This window comes from Amycolatopsis roodepoortensis, assembly GCF_014873915.1.
Taxonomy (GTDB): Bacteria; Actinomycetota; Actinomycetes; order Mycobacteriales; family Pseudonocardiaceae; genus Amycolatopsis; species Amycolatopsis roodepoortensis.
On record NZ_JADBEJ010000005.1, the window covers coordinates 3,299,216 to 3,316,147 of the forward strand.

Genomic DNA, 16,932 nt, shown 5'->3' on the forward strand with positions numbered 1-16,932 from the left:
CGTGAACAACGTTTCGGTGATCTCCGCGGTGGTCTCGGTGGCCGGCGCGGTGCTGACCGCCGTGCTCGGCGGGGTGTTCGAGGCACGCAGGCGGCGGACAGACCGCGAGCAGCTCCGCCGGGACCTGGTCAGCCGCTACCGGGATCCGCTGCTGCAGTCGGCGGCGTCGCTGGCCGCGCGGCTGCGGAACGGAATCGACCTGCTGTCGGGCAGAGAAGTCCACCAAGCGGCACCCGGGACAGAGCGCCAGGACGAGTACAACCGCTACGAGAGCCTGTACCGGCTTTCCGCCTACCTCGGCTGGGTTCAGATCCTGCAGCAGGAGGCTCACTTCCTGGACATGGGGAGCCGCGGCCGGAACAGGCGGCTGATGCGTCATCTCGGCGCGGTCAAGGCCGCGCTGTCCGGGCACACCGAGCCGAGCGACGCCCGCGTGTTCCTCCTCCTGGGCGGGGAGCAACAGGCCATCGGCGAATTGATGATCGACCCGGACAGCCCGGATCGCCCCCGGTGTCTCGGCTACGTGCAGTTCCGGCGTAAATACCGGGACGACGCCGAATTCGCCGAATGGTTCGCCCCGTTGCTCGAAGAAACCGGGAAACTCCTGGAACATCGAGAGCAGGGCGCGGCGCGGCTCACCACCGTCTACAACGCCCTGATCGACCTGATCACCTACCTCGATCCCAAGAAGGTCTGGATTCTCGGACCGAACCGCAAGTTCGAACCCGCGCTCACAACCGGATCCCCCGGCGCCACACCGACGAAGTGAGCGGAACGCCCGGCCGGTACGCGAGGTGCGTCGTCGAGGGCGCCTCCAGCACGTGAAGGTCGGCGCGCGCCCCAGGCCTCACGAAGCCCACATCGTCACGCCGCAACGCGCGAGCCCCGCCCGCCGTCGCCGCCCACACCGCTTCGTCGATCGTCATCCGCATCTGCAGCACCGCGGTCGTCACGCAGAACGCCATCGACGTCGTGTACGAGCTGCCCGGGTTCGCGTTGCTGGCCAGCGCCACCGTCGCCCCCGCGTCGAGAAGCCGCCGCGCCGGCGCCAGCGGCTGCCGGGTCGACAGGTCGCACGCTGGCAGCAAGGTCGCGACAGTCTCCGAAGCAGCGAGAGCCTCGACGTCCGCGTCGCTCAGGTACGTGCAGTGGTCGACACTCGCCGCCCCCAGCTCGACGGCGAGCCGCACGCCCGGCCCCTCCCCCAGCTGATTCCCGTGCACCCGCAGCCCGAGCCCGCGCTCCCGCGCCGCCTTCAGCACCCGCCCGGACTGTGCCTCGTCGAACGCGCCGGTCTCGCAGAACACGTCCGCCCACCGCACGAGCGGCGCGACGGCATCGAGCATGTCGCCGCAGACCAAGTCCACATAGGACTCCGCGTCCGCGCCCGGCGGCACCAGATGCGCACCGAGGAACGTCACCTCGTCCGCCACCTCGGCGGCGATCCGCGCCGAACGCGCCTCATCCTCGACGTTGAGCCCGTATCCGGTCTTCGTCTCCAGACAGGTCGTGCCCTGCCGCGCCGCTTCATCGACGTGCCGCCGCAGATTCGCCGCCAGTTGCTCGTCGGACGCCGACCGCGTCGCGTCGACGGTCACCGCGATCCCTCCGGCGCTGTACGCCTTACCGGCCATCCGCGCCTCGAACTCGGCCGTCCGGTCCCCAGCGAACACCAGGTGCGTGTGACTGTCCACCCAGCCGGGCAGCACCGCACGCCCTTCGACGTCGACCCGCTCGTCCGCGTCGGGCGCGTCCGCGGCCGCGCCGACCCACGCGATCGCTTCGCCGTCGATGACGACGGCCGCGTCCCGGAGCTTGCCCAGTTCGGCGTCGTTCGTGGTGAGCTCGCCGATTCCCGTGATCAGAACTGCCACAATGCCTCGATCTCCTTGGCCAAGACCGTTTCCGGCCGGTCGATCAGCTGATGCACGCCATCGCGGACGATCTCCCGCCCGGCGACGACGACTTCCCGGACGTCGGCGCCTGAAGCGGCGAAGACCACCCCGGACGGCTCGATCCCCGCGGTCCGCACCGAACCGAGGCCGACCGTCACCAGGTCCGCGCCCGCACCCGGAGCCAGCTCACCGACCTCGTCCCAGCCGACCGCGCCGTGATCAGTGGCCGCCGCGAGCAGTTCCTCCGCGGTGAACCGGCCGCGTTTCTCGCTGGCGAGCCGCTCGTTCAGTTCCAGCGCCCTGGTCTCCTCGAACGCGTCGACGACCGCGTTGCTGTCACTGCCGAGTGACAGCCGCACCCCCGCGTCCAGCAGCGTCCGCGCGGGGCCGATCCCGTCGCCGAGATCCCGTTCGGTCGTCGGGCAGAAGCAGGCGCGGCTCTCCGCCTCGCCGAGCCACTTGATGTCGCCCGGGGTCAGGTGCGTCGCGTGCACCGCGGTGAGCCGCTCGGTGAGCACTCCGTTGTCCCAGAGCAGGCCGGTCGGAGTCCAGTGATAGGCCGCCATGCACTGCTCGTTCTCGGCCCGCTGCTCGGAAAGATGGATGTGCAGCGGCCGATCGTCGGGCGTCCCGTTGTCCACTTCGGACAATTCGTCCTCGGGAACGGCGCGCACGGAATGGATCGCGCCGCCCACCCGGAACGTCTCGTCCTCCCGCAGTTCGCCGGCTCGTTGCGCCCATTTCGTGGCCGTCCCATCGGAGAACCGCCGCTGGACTTCGTCGGGTTCGATGCCGATCCCACCCGCGAGATAACACGTGTCGAGCAACGTCAGCCGGATCCCGGCGTCCCTGGCCGCTTGACGCAGCGCCTCGCCCATCGCGTTCGGCTCGGCGTAAGGCTTTCCACCCGGCGCGTGGTGCAGGTAGTGGAACTCGCCGACGCTCGTGTAGCCGGCCAGCACCATCTCCGCGTAAACCCCACGCGCCAGGCGATAGTACGAATCCGGGTCCAGCCGGGACGCGAGCGAGTACATCCGCTCGCGCCACGTCCAGAAGGTCCCGCGATCGTGATGCGTACGGCCGCGCAGCGCACGGTGGAACGCGTGCGAGTGCCCGTTGGCGAACCCCGGCAAGGTGAGTCCATTGAGGACTGTTCCTTCGCGAGGCGCGTTCGCCGTCACCGAAGCGATCTTGCCGCCGTCGACCTCGATCCGGACGGCATCGGCGATCCCGTCCGGCAGCCAGGCACGTTCGCACCAATATGTCGTCATGTCGACAGTTTCTCCAGAACGTCCGCGAGCGCCCGGGCACCGTGGTCGACGTCCGCCGCTTCGGAGAACTCCTCCGGCGAATGGCTGATGCCGGTGGGATTGCGCACGTAGAGCATCCCGGACGGGACGAACCCGGCGAGGATCGCGGCGTCGTGCCCGGCGCCGGTCGGCAGTTCCGGTGGCCCGCCCAGCCAGGTGCTCAGGTCACGGCGCAGCGCGTCGTCGAAGATCACGTCGTCGGAGTACGACTCCCTGGTGGCCTCGACGCGGCAGCCTTCCTGCGCGGCGGCCTCTTCGGCCAGTTTCGCGATCTCGGCGACCAGCTCGGGCGTATCCGTGCCCGGCACCCGCGCGTCCAGCCAAAGGTCCACAGTGGACGCGATGACGTTGGTCCCGCCAGGAGTCGGCACGAGCCTGCCGACGGTCGCCCTCGCGTCGGCGGTCGCGTTCGCCAGTTTCCGCACGGCGAGCACGGTCTCGGCCGCCGGGATCATCGGGTCACGGCGATCGCCGATCAGCGTCGCACCGGCGTGGTTTCCCTGCCCCTGGAAGGAGAATCGCCATCGGCCGTGCGCGATCACCGTGTTGCCGACGGCAACCGGAGAGCCGAGGTCGATCAACCCGCGCCCCTGCTCGACGTGCAGCTCCAGAAACCGCCCGATCAGCCCGAGCCGCTCGGCGTCCCGGCCGACCCGCTCGGGATCGAGGCCGGATTTCGCCGCCGCCTCGGCGAACGTGACGCCGTCCGGGTCACGCAAACCGCGTGCCTTGTCCGCGTCGATCGTCCCGGTCAGCAGGCGCGAGCCGAGGCACGGCACACCGAAGCGGCCGCCCTCCTCCTCGGCGAAGACCACGACGGCGAACGGCTTCGCGGGGCGGAATCCCCTGGCCTGCAAGATTTCCACCGCGTCGAGCGCACTCGCGACGCCGAGCGGGCCGTCGAACGCGCCCCCGCCCGGCACCGAGTCGAGATGGCTGCCGGTGACGACCGCGTCCGGGCCGGGGGTGCCCCACCAAGCCCAGATGTTGCCGTTCCGGTCGGTCTCGACGCCCAGCCCCAGCCGTCCGGCGCGCTCGACGAACCACGCGCGCAGCTCGGTTTCGGCCGCGTCGAAGGCGTGGCGGGAGTAGCCGCCGCGTTTCGGGTCGCGGCCGACGTCCGAGATCTCCTCCAGCAGCGAGGACGCGGTCACTCGGCGTCCCGCATCGGCACGCGCACGCCGCGCTCGTCGGCGACGTCCGCGGCGCGGTCGTAGCCTGCGTCGACGTGCCGGATGACGCCCATGCCCGGGTCGTTAATGAGCACGCGCTCGAGTTTCTGCGCGGCCAGCGGGGTTCCGTCGGCCACGCTGACCTGGCCCGCGTGGATGGACCGGCCCATGCCGACGCCGCCACCGTGGTGGATCGACACCCAGCTGGCGCCCGACGAGGTGTTGACCAGCGCGTTCAGCAACGGCCAGTCGGCGATCGCGTCGGAACCGTCGGCCATGCCCTCGGTCTCGCGGTACGGCGAGGCGACGCTGCCCGAGTCGAGGTGGTCGCGGCCGATGACGACCGGCGCCTTCAGCTCACCGCTGGCGACCATCTCGTTGAACCGCAGACCCGCGAGGTGCCGCTCGCCGTAGCCGAGCCAGCAGATTCGCGACGGAAGCCCCTGGAAGGCGACGCGCTCCCCGGCCAGCCGGATCCAGCGCGCGAGGGATTCGTTCTCCGGGAACAGTTCCAGCATCGCGCGGTCGGTCGCCGCGATGTCCTCCGGGTCGCCCGACAGCGCCGCCCAGCGGAACGGGCCGTTGCCCTCGCAGAACAGCGGGCGGATGTAGGCGGGCACGAAGCCCGGGAAGTCGAACGCGCGCTCGCAGCCGCCGAGTTTCGCCTCACCGCGCAGGGAGTTGCCGTAGTCGAAGACCTCGGCGCCCTTGTCGAGGAAACCGAGCATCGCTTCGACGTGCTCCGCCATCGACTCGCGGGCGCGTTCGGTGAACTCGTCGGGCTTCTTGTCCGCGTAGTCCTGCCACTCGTCGACGCCGACGCCCTTGGGCAGGTAGGAAAGCGGGTCGTGCGCGGAGGTCTGGTCGGTGACGATGTCGACCTCGACGCCGCGGCGCAGCAGTTCGGGCAGCACCTCGGCGGCGTTGCCGACCACGCCGACGGACAGCGCGCGCTTCTCCTTCTTCGCGGCCTCCACCCGGCGGATCGCGTCGTCGAGGTCGTCGGCGACCTCGTCGAGATAGCGCGTCTCGACACGGCGGTGGGCCCGCTGCGGGTCGCATTCGATGACGAGCGCGACACCGTCGTTCATGGTGACGGCCAACGGCTGCGCGCCGCCCATGCCGCCGAGACCGGCGGTGACGGTGAGCGTGCCCTTGAGGCTGCCGCCGAACCGCTTCTTGGCGACGGCGGCGAAGGTCTCGTACGTGCCCTGCAGAATTCCCTGCGTGCCGATGTAGATCCAGGACCCCGCGGTCATCTGGCCGTACATGGTCAGGCCCTGGGCTTCCAGGCGGCGGAATTCGGGCCACGTCGCCCAGTCGCCGACGAGGTTGGAGTTCGCGAGGAGCACGCGCGGCGCCCATTCGTGCGTGCGGAACACGCCGACCGGCTTGCCCGACTGGACGAGCAGCGTCTCGTCCTGCTCCAAGCTGGTCAGCTCGCGGGTGATCGCGTCGAAGCTGGCCCAGTTGCGGGCGGCCTTGCCGGTGCCGCCGTAGACGACCAGGTCTTCCGGACGCTCGGCGACCTCGGGGTCGAGGTTGTTGTGGAACATCCGCAGCGCGGCTTCGGTCTGCCAGTTCTTCGCGGTGAGCGTGGTGCCTCGGGCGGCACGGACCGTGCGGGTCATGGGCTCAGACCTCCAGTTGGGCCGCGGCGAGGACGGCACCCGACGCGACGAGTTCTTCGGCGGCGGCGATCTCCGGCGCCAGATGACGGTCGGGGCCGGGGCCCTCGACCTTGGTGCGGACGAGATCCCGGACCCGGCCGGTGACCGGCGACGGGGCCAGGGGCGCGCGCATGTCGAGGGCGCGCGCGGCGGTGAGCAGTTCGATGGCGAGGACGGTGTTGAGGCCCTCGACGGCCTTGCGCAGCTTGCGCGCGGCGGACCAGCCCATGGAGACGTGGTCCTCCTGCATGGCGCTGCTGGGGATCGAATCGACCGATGCCGGCACCGCGAGCCGCTTGAGTTCGCTGACCACGGCCGCCTGCGTGTACTGGGCGATCATGTGGCCGGAATCGACGCCGGGGTCGAAGGCGAGGAACGGCGGCAGGCCGTGCGACCGGGCCTTGTCGAGCATGCGGTCCGTGCGGCGTTCGGCGATGCTCGCGACGTCCGCGAGCGGGATGGCGAGGAAGTCGAGCACGTACGCGACCGGGGCGCCGTGGAAGTTTCCGTTCGACTCGACACGGCCGTCGGACAACACGACCGGGTTGTCGACCGCGGAGTGGAGTTCACGCTCCGCGACGAGTTCGGCGTGCGTGAGGCTGTCGCGTGCGCCGCCGTGCACCTGGGGCGCGCAGCGGAGGGAGTACGCGTCCTGGACGCGGTTGCAGTCGGGGCCGCGGTGGCTCTCGACGATCTTCGAGTCCTGGAGCGCCGTCCACATGCGGAGCGCGCTCCTTGCCTGCCCGGGATGCGGACGCAGCGCCTGGAGATCGGCCGCGAAGGCGCGGTCGGTGCCGAGGAGCGCTTCGACGCTCATCGCCGCGGTGATGTCGGCGGTGTCGAGAAGCTTGCGAAGGTCGGCCGCGGCCAGCAGGAGCATGCCGAGCATGCCGTCGGTCCCGTTGGTGAGGGCGAGGCCCTCCTTCTCCGCGAGAACGACAGGCTCGATGCCAGCGTGCTTCAGCGCTACGCCCGCCTGGACGACTTCGCCGTTGTACTCGACTTCGCCCTCTCCCATCAGCGCGAGCGCGACAGCGGCCAGAGGCGCGAGGTCGCCGGAGCAGCCGAGGGACCCGTATTCGTGAACGAGCGGCGTGATCCCGGCGTTGAGCAGGGCCGCAAGCGCTTGCGCGGTCTGCGGCCGGATGCCGGTGTACCCGCTGGCGAGGGTGCGGAGGCGCAGCAGCATCAGCGCGCGCACGACCTCGGTCTCGACGACCGGGCCCGCGCCCGCCGCGTGCGACCGGATCAGCGACCGCTGAAGCGCGGTGCGGCTTTCGAGCGGGATGTGCCTGGTCGCGAGCGCCCCGAAGCCCGTCGAAACGCCGTACGTCGGCGACTCGGCGTGCGCGAGGTTGTCGATGTGCTGCCGCGTCGCGGCGAGGTTCTTCTCGGCCGCTTCGCTGACCGCGACGGGCGAGTGGTCACGGGCGACCGCGACGACCTGTTCGGGCCGAAGCGGTTCGGAGCCCAGAAGTACGGTTTCCGGCATAGCCCCATTGGACAACGCCATGCCCGCTGGTGGGCGGCGCCAACCGGTGGTTGTGTCTGGTATCCAAGACACGCACGGTGGGAGCAAGGGACCTTTGCTACCGCTTTCGCCATCGAGGTCGAGTTGTGTGGAAATAGAGACGTTGAGTGTCCCTATATCCACACACCCCGCACTCCGCGTAGCGGCGCCTACCGACCGTGTGGATTTTGGTGCGTTGGATGACCCGAAACCCACACAGTCACCGCTCCCACCTGCGAAAAGAGAGCAAGGGACCTTTGCTACCGCTCTCTCAACGTTGAGGCAAGTGGTAGCAAAGGTCCCTTGCTCCCCCGCCGAAACGAAACAGGAGGTCGACATGGGCGAGAGCAGCGAAGTACCAGCCCTGCGACGCGGCCTCGGCATCCTTCGCGCCCTCGCCGCACGGCCGGGCCCGGTGTCGGCGGCCGCGATCGCGCGCGAGCTCGGCCTCCCGCGCTCGACGACGTATCACCTGCTCGCCGAACTGGAGGCCGCCGGATTCGTGACGCACTTGCCCGCGGAGCGCCGCTACGGCCTCGGTATCGCCGCGTTCGAACTCGGCTCGGCCTACCTGCGGCACGACCCGTTGGAGCGGCTCGCGCTCCCGCTGCTGCGCAAACTCGCCGACCGCGTCGGCCACACCGCGCATCTGGGCGTGCTTCACGGCAACGAGTCGCTCTACCTGGTCAAAGAGCGCCCCACGCGCCCGGAAACGCTGGTGACCGAGGTCGGCGTCCGGCTGCCGGGCCAGCTCACGGCGTCGGGCAGGGCGATGCTGCGGCATCTGCCGTCGCCGCATGTCCGCGCGCTCTTCCCGAACGCGTCGGCTTTCGTCCTGCGCACCGGTCGCGGCCCGCGCACCCTCGCCGAGCTGCGCCGGACGCTGAACGCGGAGGGCAGGCTCGGCTGGGCGGTCGAAGACGGACACGTCACCGAAGGATTCGCCTCGGTGGCCTGCCCGGTCTTCGACCACGGCGGCCGGCCGATGGCCGCGATCAGCGTGACCCTCCGCCACCTCTGCCCGGGAGCCGAGGGGTGTGAGGAGACTTGGCCGGACCTCGCCGAGGAGGTCCGTCTGACCGCGGCCGAACTGACCACCCGGATCGGGGGTCAGATGCGCTGAGCGTGCTTCTTCTGGACTCCCTCGAGCCCGAGCATCGCCAGCAGTTCAGCACAGTCGAGGGCGTCCGAAGCGTGCCCTGCGACGGTTCGAGCGGCTCGGCCGTTCTGCAGCGTGAGGCGGACTTCTTCCTCCGCTCGCACACCGGCCATCCGGCTCTGGTCTTCAGCGGGGTCGGGACGACTGGAATGCCTAGCCCAGGTCATCTGCCACCTTCTTCCGGCCCTCCGGCGACACGGGGTCGTTTCGAAAGAGGGCCATGGTCGGACACTCAGCATGACATCCCACCCCGCGACAGTTCCCGGCGCGGGTGAATTGAGACAAAAAAGATCTAGATTTCGCTACTCTCCGTGATTCAGAAATTCTTCCAAAAGCCGGTTGAACGGCGCGCCGGTGTCGGGCACCAGATGCCCCATCCCCCGCACGACGTCCCGGCGCGCTCCGGTCCCGTCCGCGATCGCGTCGGCGATGATTTCGTACTCCGGCCGATGGTCCCCGGTGATCACGAGCATCGGGAAACCCGCGGACGCCAGCACATCGAGCGGCAGCTCCGCGTCTCCCGGCGGCCGCATCCCGACCAACGCGCGGGCGCCACGCCGCAGCGTCTCCGGTACCGGATCGGGGATCGGCAACGGCACACCGGCCAGCGGGAAGAACGCCTTGAACACTTCGCGAGGATCGTCGAGCGGCCCGTCGAGGAACCTCCGCAGCTCGGCGTCCCACGCGTCGACGACCTCGTCGCCACGGACGATCCCGGCCGCTGGCGGTTCGACCACGGTGAGCGTCCGGACCATCTCCGGCCGCCGTGCGGCGGCGAGCATCGTGACGATCGCGCCGTACGACAGCCCGACCAAATGCGCGGGCTCGTCGAGCACCTGCTCCGCGATCAACTCCGCGTCGGCTTCGAAATCCTGTACGCCGTCCGGCGATTTCCCGTGCCCGGGACGATCCGGCGCGAGCAGCGTCCACCGCTCGGTCAACGGGCGCTGAGCCCGCCACGCCTCCCGGCCGCCGAGCAGCACGCCGTGCACGAGTACGACACGCGGACCGGATCCCCACTGGTGCACATGAAGGCGCATGCTCAGGAGCCTAGGCCGACGCAAAGAAGCGGCCTCACCCCCTCAGGGGCAGGGCCGCTCCGTCGACCAGTGGAGGTGCCGGGAATTGAACCCGGGTCCTCTGGCGCATCACCAGGGCTTCTCCGTGCGCAGTCCGCTATGTCTCTACTTGACCCCTTCAGTCACGCGAACAAGCTGAAGTGACGGGCCCAGCCACTGTTTGTTTCCCAACCACACCCCGCGGCCGGGTGTAGCGGTAAGCCTCCTAGCTGATGCCGGTGACCGGGTCGGAGGCGACCCCGGACCGACAGAGTTGCTCTACTGCTTAGGCAGCAAGAGCGAACTCGCGCTGGCTCTTAGGCTCGGCGCTTATTGGTTTGCGATGACGCTTACGGTGGTCTCTCGCCTGCACCGGCACGCTTCTCCTGATTCAACGTCCAAAGTCGAAACCGTTCACCCCCTTGGTGGGATACAACCTGTACATCATAACGCGGACGGCAACCGGGTTAATCCCGCAGGTGGGGCTAGCCCTACCTGGGAGATGCCCGCGCGCACCATGTCACCGGACGCCCGCGGACGCGATGCTGGACTCCTCGAACAGGAGAGGAGCACGACCATGAGTTCGCTGGCGGCCGAGCGGGAGCTGAGCAGGTCCGATCCGTCGTTCGGCGGCTCGCTGGTCTACCTGCTGATGAACCTGCCGATGGGCGTCCTGGCCTTCGCACTCCTGATGTCCTTCATCTCGGCGGGCATCGGCACGGCGATCGTCTGGATCGGGTTGCCGCTGCTCGCGCTGGTGATCCTGACGGTCCGCGGCGCGGCCCGAATGGAGCGCGCCCGGGTGTACGCGCTGCTCGACCGCTACATCGACCTGCCGTACCTCCCGTTGCCCGTCGCCGGCCAGTCCGTGCGCTGGAAGGCGCGGCTGAAGGACGGCTCCACCTGGCGCGACCTCGGGTACTTCTTCCTGCTCTTCCCGCTCGGGATCATCGAGTTCGTCCTGGTCACGGTGTTCTGGTCGACCAGCCTCGGCCTCGCCGGCCTGCCGATCTACTACCGCTTCCTGCCCGGTGGCGAGTACCGCTTCCCGACCTGGGAGAACGCGTGGTTCACCGTCGATTCGACGGTTTCGGCCCTGCCTTGGGCGGCACTCGGCGTGCTCTGCATCGCCCTCTCGGTAGCGTTGACGAAGGCGCTGGCCGGGATGCACGCCCGGCTGGCGACGGCGCTGCTCGGGCCGACCCACGCCCAGCGCCGCCGTCTGGAGGATTCATGGGGCGAGGTTCACGGATGACGATCGACCAGCAGGTACAGCAGGTGGGGATCCCCCGCCCCCGGCCGTTGAGGTCGATCGTCTACATGATCGTCAGCTTCGTGTTCCGGCTTCTCCAGTTCGTTCTCATCGTCACCGGCCTGGCGGTCGGCATCGCGACGGCGGTGGTGTGGATCGGCTTCCCGATCCTCATGGCCACGACCAGCTTCATCCGCTGGTCCGCCGACCGCGAGCGCGGCTGGGCGCGCACGATGCTCGAGACCCCGCTCGAGCCGGTCGAGCGTCTTCCGGTCGAGGGGCTTTCGCTGGTCAAACGCTGGCTGACCCGCTTGACCGACGCGACGACCTGGCGCGACCTCGCCTACCTGATGGCGGCGTTCCCGTTGGCCTGTCTGGAGCTGCCGATCGCGATCGCGTCGATCGTGCTCCTGCCGATGGCGATCTGGGTGACCCCGTGGGTCGGATGGCTGCACGGCAACCTGGCGTACTCGCTGCTCGGCCCGAACCGCGCCGCGAAGCTGGAACAGAAGGCCGAGCGGCTGCAGGCGTCGCGGGCTCGCGGTGTCGACGCCGCCGAGGCCGAACGCCGCCGCATCGAGCGAGACCTGCACGACGGCGCCCAGCAGCGCCTGGTCGCCGTCGCGATGAGCCTCGGCCGCGCGAAGTCGAAGTTCGACCAGGACCCGAACGCGGTACGCGAACTGATCGACGAAGCACACCTCGACGCCAAGCTCGCGGTGTCCGAACTGCGCGATCTCGCCCGCGGGATCTACCCGGCCGTGCTCGGCGACCGCGGTCTCGACGCCGCCTTGTCCGCGCAGGCCGCGAAATCGCCGATCCACGTCGACGTCGAGGTGGACGTCGAACCGCGGCCGCCGGCGGCGGTCGAGACGACGGCCTACTTCATCGTCGGCGAGACGCTGACGAACATCGCGAAGCATTCGGGAGCGACCGAAGCGAGCGTGAAGGTGTGGCGCACCGAAGCGATGGTCATCGTCGAGATCACCGACAACGGGCACGGGGGCGCCGAAGTCCGGCCAGGTGGCGGCCTCGCCGGGCTCGCCGACCGGGCGGCAACGATCGACGGCGTGATCACCGTCGTCAGCCCGCCCGGTGGCCCGACGGTGATTCGCGCGGACCTGCCGTGCCAATGGTGACCCGCTCGTGAGTGAATAGGCTCTGCCATTCACTCACGACGCTGGGGGCAGCATGCGGGTTGTCATCGCCGAAGACGCGGTTCTGTTGCGCGCGGGGGTGATCCGCCTGCTCGCCGACGAGGACATCGAGACCGTCGCCGCCGTGGACAACGGCGAAGACCTGCTGGTGGCGGTCAAGGAACATCGGCCGGACCTCGCGATCGTCGACGTGCGAATGCCGCCCACCTTCACCGACGAGGGCCTGCGCGCGGCACTGGGCGCCCGCGAGGTCATCCCGGGCCTGCCCGTCCTCGTGCTCTCCCAGTACGTCGAGGAGAGCTACGCCGTCGAGCTCCTGTCCGGCGGTGCGGGCGGAGTCGGTTACCTGCTCAAGGAACGCGTCGCCGACGTCGCGGACTTCCTCGACGCGGTCAAGCGGGTCGCCGGCGGCGGCACGGCCATCGACCCGGACGTCATCGCGCAGCTGATGGCCCGTGGCCGCAAGAACCCGCTGGACGCGCTCACCGCCCGCGAGTCCGAGGTGCTGGGCCTGATGGCGCAGGGCCTGTCGAACACCGCCATCGCGAACTCGCTCGTCGTTTCGCACGGCGCGGTCGAAAAGCACATCGGCAACATCTTCTCGAAGCTCGGTCTCGAAGCCAGTTCGGTGGAACACCGCCGGGTCCGCGCGGTGCTCACTTACTTAGGACGCTGAAGTAGCTCTTGGTGGCGAAGCCGTCACTCACCTAACATGGGCAGACTGTCAGGTGAGTGCCGAGCCGAACCGAGGAGGACCCATGACCGACAGGCCCTCCCACAGCGCGCGCTTCTTCGGCGGCCCACTCGACGGACGCGTCCAGGAGTTCGGTGACACCGAGCCCGTCGCGGGCACGGTCCTCAAACACGTCCATCTGCACGACGGGCCGAAGATCGAGACCCGCTACGAACTCGGTCTCGCCGAGGACGACTGCTGGGAGTTCCGGCTGTGTCCCGCCCCGCTCCCGGAGCCCGAGACCGACGGCGTGGGGTAGGGAAAACTCCACCTTCCGAGGGCGAAAACAGGAAGATCGATACGGCGGCCCGCACCGCTGTTTTCGCGGCCTCCAAGCACCAGGCTCTTTTCCATGCACACAAGCGGGAAGCAGGGCCGGGACAGGTTCCTGGACATCGTCCGAGCGGTCGCGATCCTCGCGGTCGTCGTCCAGCACTGGGGAATGCCGGTGCTCTCCTACGCCGACGGCCATCTCTCGACCGGGAACGCCCTCGCGACGCCCGGCTGGTGGGTCATCACCTGGCTCAGCCAGGTCATGCCGCTCGTCTTCTTCGCCGGCGGCGCGGCGAACCTGATCTCGTTGAGCCGCGCGGAAAGTTCCCGTTCCTGGCTCGCGGCGCGGCTCAAGCGGCTGATGATCCCGGTGCTGCCGCTGGTGGCCGTCTGGCTGTTCGTCCCGGACATCCTGCGCGGGATGGGCATTCCGGAGCAGCCGCTGCAGGTCGGTGGCGCGATCGCCGCCCAGCTCCTGTGGTTCCTGGCCGTGTATGTGCTCACCGTGCTGCTCACCCCGATGCTGGCCACCGCGCACCGCCGCTGGGGTCTGAAGGTCCCGCTCGTGATGCTCGCCGCCGCCGTCCTCGTCGACGTCGCCCGCTTCAACGACCTCGGCCTGATCGGTTTCGCGAACGCCGTCTTCGTCTGGATGGCCGTGCACCAGCTCGGTTTCCACTACACGCAAGGCCGTCTCGGCTCGCTGAGCCGCAACGCCGCGCTGGGCATGGCAGGTATCGGATTCGGCATCACCGCGCTGATGGTCGCCTTCGGCCCGTACCCGGCCAGCATGATCGGCATGCCGGGCGCCCCGGTGTCGAACATGAGCCCGCCGACCGTGCTGCTGGCTTTCCTCGCGATCGGCCAGATCGGGCTCCTGCTGGCCTTCAAACCGCGGCTGAACGCCCTGGCCGCCCGGCCGAACCTCGACGCCGCCTTGAAATGGATCGGCCCGCGGTTCATGAGCGTCTACCTGTGGCACATGCCGGCGCTGATCGTCGTCTCCGGCGTCGCGGTCTACGGCCTCGGTTACGAAACCCCCGAACCGGGTTCCGTGCTGTGGCTGACGATGCTCCCCGCGTGGCTCGGCGCTTGCGGCCTCGTGCTCCTCGGTCTGCTGCGGATGTTCGCCCGCTTCGAAACGCAGGGTTCCGGCCCCGCGTCGACCGCCAACACGCCTCAGCTGGTGGTGGCCGGGCTGGCGATCGCGGGCGGTCTGCTCGGGCTGGCCGCGCACGGTTTCGCCCCGCTGAGCGACGGTCTCGCCCAGGGTCCGGCGCCGTGGGTGGCGCTGGCGACGGTCGGTTTCCTCCTGGCGGGCAAGCAGATCCAGGTCTCGGAGCTGGGAACGCGGCTGCTCGGCCGCGCCGTCTCGGTCACCGAGGTGGCACAGCTCAAACGCTGAGCAGTTTCGCGGGGGTGTCGTGCAGCACCGCCCGCAGGAACGGCTCACCCAGGCGATCGTCGGCGGCCCAGCCGGCGATCGCCTGCAGCTGTGTGGCGTACGAGTACGGGATGTTGGGGAAGTCGGTGCCGAGCACGACGCGATCGGGGAACTCGGCCAGCAGGTCCTGCCAGTCCGGCGGGAGCGGATTGCCCCGCGACGTGAACTCCACCCCGACCATCGTGGTGTCGAGGTACACGCGCGGATACCTCCTGGCCAGCTCGAACGCGAAGTCGATCTCCGGCATGCCGGCGTGCGCGAGCACCAGCGTCAGGCTGGGATGCCGGACCAGGATCTCTTCGAACAGCCGTAGCCCGGTGTAGGCACCCCTCAACGGACCGTGTCCACAGTGGACGACCACCGGGACACCGGCGTCCGCCAGCGCGCCCCAGACGCCGTCCAGCAGCTCGTCACGCGGGTCGTAGGCGCCGACCTGGACGTGCGCCTTGAAACAGCGGGCTCCCGCGCGCAGCGCACCGTCCACAACGGCCAGCGCGCCGGGCTCTGGGTAGAACGTGCCGGTCGGCACCGCCTCGGGGACTCGTTCCGCGAACTCCAGAGCCCACGAGGTCAGCCATTCGGCCATACCCGGCTTGTGCGGATAAACCAGCGGCGCGAACTTGCGCACGCCGAACGAGCGCAGCGTTTCGACGCGTTCTTCTTCAGAAGTGCGGTAATGCACCGGCCAGGCCATGCCGTAGTGCTCCTCGGCCTGGTCGAAATAGGCCCACACCTTGTCCATGACCGGCTTCGGCAGGAAGTGCAGGTGAAGGTCCACGAGCCCGTCGATGCCGAGCGCCGAGATCCAGCCGGGGATCTCGGCGTCCGAAGCGGGCCCGTGGATCAATCGTTGTACCGGCCCTTGAGCGCCCGGCCCATGGCCCGGCTGATGGTGCGCTCCGCGTCGCGCTTGGCGATGTCCTGCCGCTTGTCGTAGGACTTCTTGCCCTTCGCCAGCGCGATCTCGACCTTGACCTTGCCGTCCTTGAAGTACATCGACAGCGGGACCAGCGAAAGACCGCTCTCCTTGGTCTTGCCGATGAGCTTCTCGATCTCCTGGCGGTGCAAGAGCAGCTTCCGGGTGCGTCGCGGCGTGTGGTTCGTCCACGTGCCCTGTACGTACTCCGGGATGTGCACGTTCCGCAGCCAGACTTCGCCGTCGTCCACCGTGGCGAACGCGTCGGCCAGCGATGCCCGTCCTTCACGCAGGCTCTTCACCTCGGTACCGACGAGCACGAGACCGGCTTCGTAGGTGTCGAGGATGGAGTAATCGTGGCGAGCCTTGCGGTTCGACACGATCACCTTTTGTCCGCGTTCCTTGGGCATGACGGCGACTCTACGTGAGTTTCTGTGTTCGGGCAGGTGGTTATCGGGCGGCTAGTGGCGCACGTACAGGCGCAGCGTCACGTAGCCGGTGATCGCCGAGATGACGATCGACACGGCGAGCAGGATCGGCGCCACCGGGAACAGCAATTCGAGCATGCCGACCGCGGGGAACACGTCTCCGGTGAGCACCAAGTCGAGCAACAGCACCTTGGTGAGGATCAGGAAGACGATCCCGATGATCGCACCGACCAGGCCGGCGACCACCGCCTCCAGGAGGAACGGGAGCTGCGTGTACCACCGGGTCGCGCCGACCAGCCGCATGATGCCGACCTCGGTGCGCCGGGTGAACGCCGACACCTGGATCGTGTTGGCGATCAGCAGCAGCGCGGCGATGGCCATGATCAGCGCGGCACCGAAGGCCAGGTTCCGCACACCGTTGAGCGCGTTGAACACGCGGTCGAGCGCCTTCTGCTGATCGTCGACCTTGGAGACGCCCGGCTTGCCGGTGTACTCCTGGATGATCGCCTGGCTGCGCTCCGGGTTCTTCAGCTTGACGTGCAGCGACGCGGGCAGCGCCTCCGGCCCGGTCAGCGCGAGCAGTTCCGGCTGGCTCTCGAACATCTTCTTGAACCGCTCGTAGGACTGCTCGCGGTTCTCGAAGACGACCGACTCGACGCCTTCGTTGCCCTGCAGCTCCTGACGCAGCGACTGGCAGGCGGACTGCGAGCAGTTCGGGTCACCCGCGCTGATGTCGTTGACCAGATAGACCGAAACCTCGACGTCGGCGAGGAAGTTGGCCTTCATCTTGTCGATCGTGCCGACGGCCAGCAGACCGAAGCCGAGCATGGCGAGGGAGACCGCGGTGGTGAGGATCATCGCGATGGTCATCGTGACGTTCCGGCGCAAGCCGGTGACTACCTCGCTGAAGACGAAACTGGCGCGCATCGGGGTTGATGTCCCTTGGAAGTCGTGG

At 69.0% G+C, this 16,932-nt stretch carries 17 protein-coding genes and 1 other RNA gene; 7 read left to right on the forward strand and 11 right to left on the reverse strand.

What is annotated here, in order from left to right; all coding sequences use genetic code 11:
• Position 1: 1 nt before the first annotated feature.
• Positions 2-769 carry a hypothetical protein gene (locus tag H4W30_RS34700; RefSeq protein WP_192746429.1) on the forward strand — a complete coding sequence of 256 codons (768 nt, stop codon included), beginning with the start codon at positions 2-4 and terminating at the stop codon, positions 767-769.
• Here H4W30_RS34700 and hutI read toward each other — a convergent pair.
• Genes hutI through hutH form a run of 5 tightly spaced genes read right to left on the reverse strand, consistent with a single transcriptional unit; the run spans position 732 to position 7,539 of the window.
• Complete coding sequence (gene hutI / locus H4W30_RS34705; protein WP_192746430.1) at positions 732-1,874, reverse strand: imidazolonepropionase; 1,143 nt, start codon at positions 1,872-1,874, stop codon at positions 732-734. The genes H4W30_RS34700 and hutI overlap by 38 nt on opposite strands.
• The gene (locus H4W30_RS34710; protein ID WP_192746431.1) at positions 1,862-3,166 is read right to left on the reverse strand and encodes a formimidoylglutamate deiminase; all 1,305 of its coding nucleotides are present in this window, start codon (positions 3,164-3,166) and stop codon (positions 1,862-1,864) included. Before H4W30_RS34710 ends, hutI begins: the two co-directional genes overlap by 13 nt.
• Positions 3,163-4,359, reverse strand: coding sequence for an allantoate amidohydrolase (locus tag H4W30_RS34715; protein WP_192746432.1), 1,197 nt, complete (start codon positions 4,357-4,359; stop codon positions 3,163-3,165). Before H4W30_RS34715 ends, H4W30_RS34710 begins: the two co-directional genes overlap by 4 nt.
• Positions 4,356-6,008 (reverse strand): urocanate hydratase, encoded by a 1,653-nt coding sequence (hutU, locus tag H4W30_RS34720; protein ID WP_192746433.1) that lies wholly within the window; start codon positions 6,006-6,008, stop codon positions 4,356-4,358. Before hutU ends, H4W30_RS34715 begins: the two co-directional genes overlap by 4 nt.
• A gap of 4 nt (positions 6,009-6,012) precedes the next feature.
• On the reverse strand, positions 6,013-7,539 hold the full coding sequence (gene hutH / locus H4W30_RS34725) for a histidine ammonia-lyase (protein WP_192746434.1): 1,527 nt from the start codon (positions 7,537-7,539) through the stop codon (positions 6,013-6,015).
• A gap of 355 nt (positions 7,540-7,894) precedes the next feature.
• On the opposite strand from hutH, the gene H4W30_RS34730 reads away from it, so the two are divergent.
• Positions 7,895-8,680 carry an IclR family transcriptional regulator gene (locus H4W30_RS34730; RefSeq protein WP_192746435.1) on the forward strand — a complete coding sequence of 262 codons (786 nt, stop codon included), beginning with the start codon at positions 7,895-7,897 and terminating at the stop codon, positions 8,678-8,680.
• Here the strand turns inward: H4W30_RS34730 and H4W30_RS34735 are convergent.
• The 3 genes from H4W30_RS34735 to ssrA form a co-directional block, all read right to left on the reverse strand.
• A complete protein-coding gene (locus H4W30_RS34735; RefSeq protein WP_125680489.1) occupies positions 8,668-8,883 on the reverse strand; it encodes a hypothetical protein in 216 nt (71 codons plus the stop codon). The genes H4W30_RS34730 and H4W30_RS34735 overlap by 13 nt on opposite strands.
• A 135-nt stretch (positions 8,884-9,018) precedes the next feature.
• Positions 9,019-9,756 carry an alpha/beta fold hydrolase gene (locus H4W30_RS34740; protein WP_192746436.1) on the reverse strand — a complete coding sequence of 246 codons (738 nt, stop codon included), beginning with the start codon at positions 9,754-9,756 and terminating at the stop codon, positions 9,019-9,021.
• 67 nt (positions 9,757-9,823) lie between these two features.
• Positions 9,824-10,196: a transfer-messenger RNA gene (gene ssrA, locus H4W30_RS34745) on the reverse strand.
• Between the two features lie 155 nt (positions 10,197-10,351).
• Between ssrA and H4W30_RS34750 the strand changes: the two genes are divergently transcribed.
• The 5 genes from H4W30_RS34750 to H4W30_RS34770 all read left to right on the forward strand — a co-directional run bounded on the left by H4W30_RS34750 (position 10,352) and on the right by H4W30_RS34770 (position 14,594).
• On the forward strand, positions 10,352-11,029 hold the full coding sequence (locus H4W30_RS34750; protein ID WP_192746437.1) for a sensor domain-containing protein: 678 nt from the start codon (positions 10,352-10,354) through the stop codon (positions 11,027-11,029).
• Positions 11,026-12,165: a sensor histidine kinase gene (locus H4W30_RS34755; RefSeq protein ID WP_192746438.1), complete on the forward strand. Its 1,140-nt coding sequence runs from the start codon at positions 11,026-11,028 to the stop codon at positions 12,163-12,165. The genes H4W30_RS34750 and H4W30_RS34755 overlap by 4 nt, the downstream gene beginning before the upstream one ends.
• 52 nt (positions 12,166-12,217) lie before the next feature.
• The gene (locus H4W30_RS34760; protein ID WP_192746439.1) at positions 12,218-12,859 is read left to right on the forward strand and encodes a response regulator transcription factor; all 642 of its coding nucleotides are present in this window, start codon (positions 12,218-12,220) and stop codon (positions 12,857-12,859) included.
• Between the two features lie 82 nt (positions 12,860-12,941).
• The gene (locus H4W30_RS34765) at positions 12,942-13,175 is read left to right on the forward strand and encodes a hypothetical protein (protein ID WP_126737130.1); all 234 of its coding nucleotides are present in this window, start codon (positions 12,942-12,944) and stop codon (positions 13,173-13,175) included.
• 93 nt (positions 13,176-13,268) lie between these two features.
• A complete protein-coding gene (locus H4W30_RS34770; RefSeq protein ID WP_192746440.1) occupies positions 13,269-14,594 on the forward strand; it encodes an acyltransferase family protein in 1,326 nt (441 codons plus the stop codon).
• Here the strand turns inward: H4W30_RS34770 and H4W30_RS34775 are convergent.
• The 3 genes from H4W30_RS34775 to ftsX are packed head-to-tail and all read right to left on the reverse strand — an operon-like array spanning position 14,584 to position 16,904.
• Positions 14,584-15,480 (reverse strand): amidohydrolase family protein, encoded by an 897-nt coding sequence (locus H4W30_RS34775; RefSeq protein WP_192746441.1) that lies wholly within the window; start codon positions 15,478-15,480, stop codon positions 14,584-14,586. The genes H4W30_RS34770 and H4W30_RS34775 overlap by 11 nt on opposite strands.
• On the reverse strand, positions 15,477-15,959 hold the full coding sequence (gene smpB, locus H4W30_RS34780) for an SsrA-binding protein SmpB (RefSeq protein WP_192746442.1): 483 nt from the start codon (positions 15,957-15,959) through the stop codon (positions 15,477-15,479). The genes H4W30_RS34775 and smpB overlap by 4 nt, the downstream gene beginning before the upstream one ends.
• A 51-nt stretch (positions 15,960-16,010) precedes the next feature.
• A complete protein-coding gene (gene ftsX / locus H4W30_RS34785; RefSeq protein ID WP_192746443.1) occupies positions 16,011-16,904 on the reverse strand; it encodes a permease-like cell division protein FtsX in 894 nt (297 codons plus the stop codon).
• Positions 16,905-16,932: the final 28 nt, after the last annotated feature.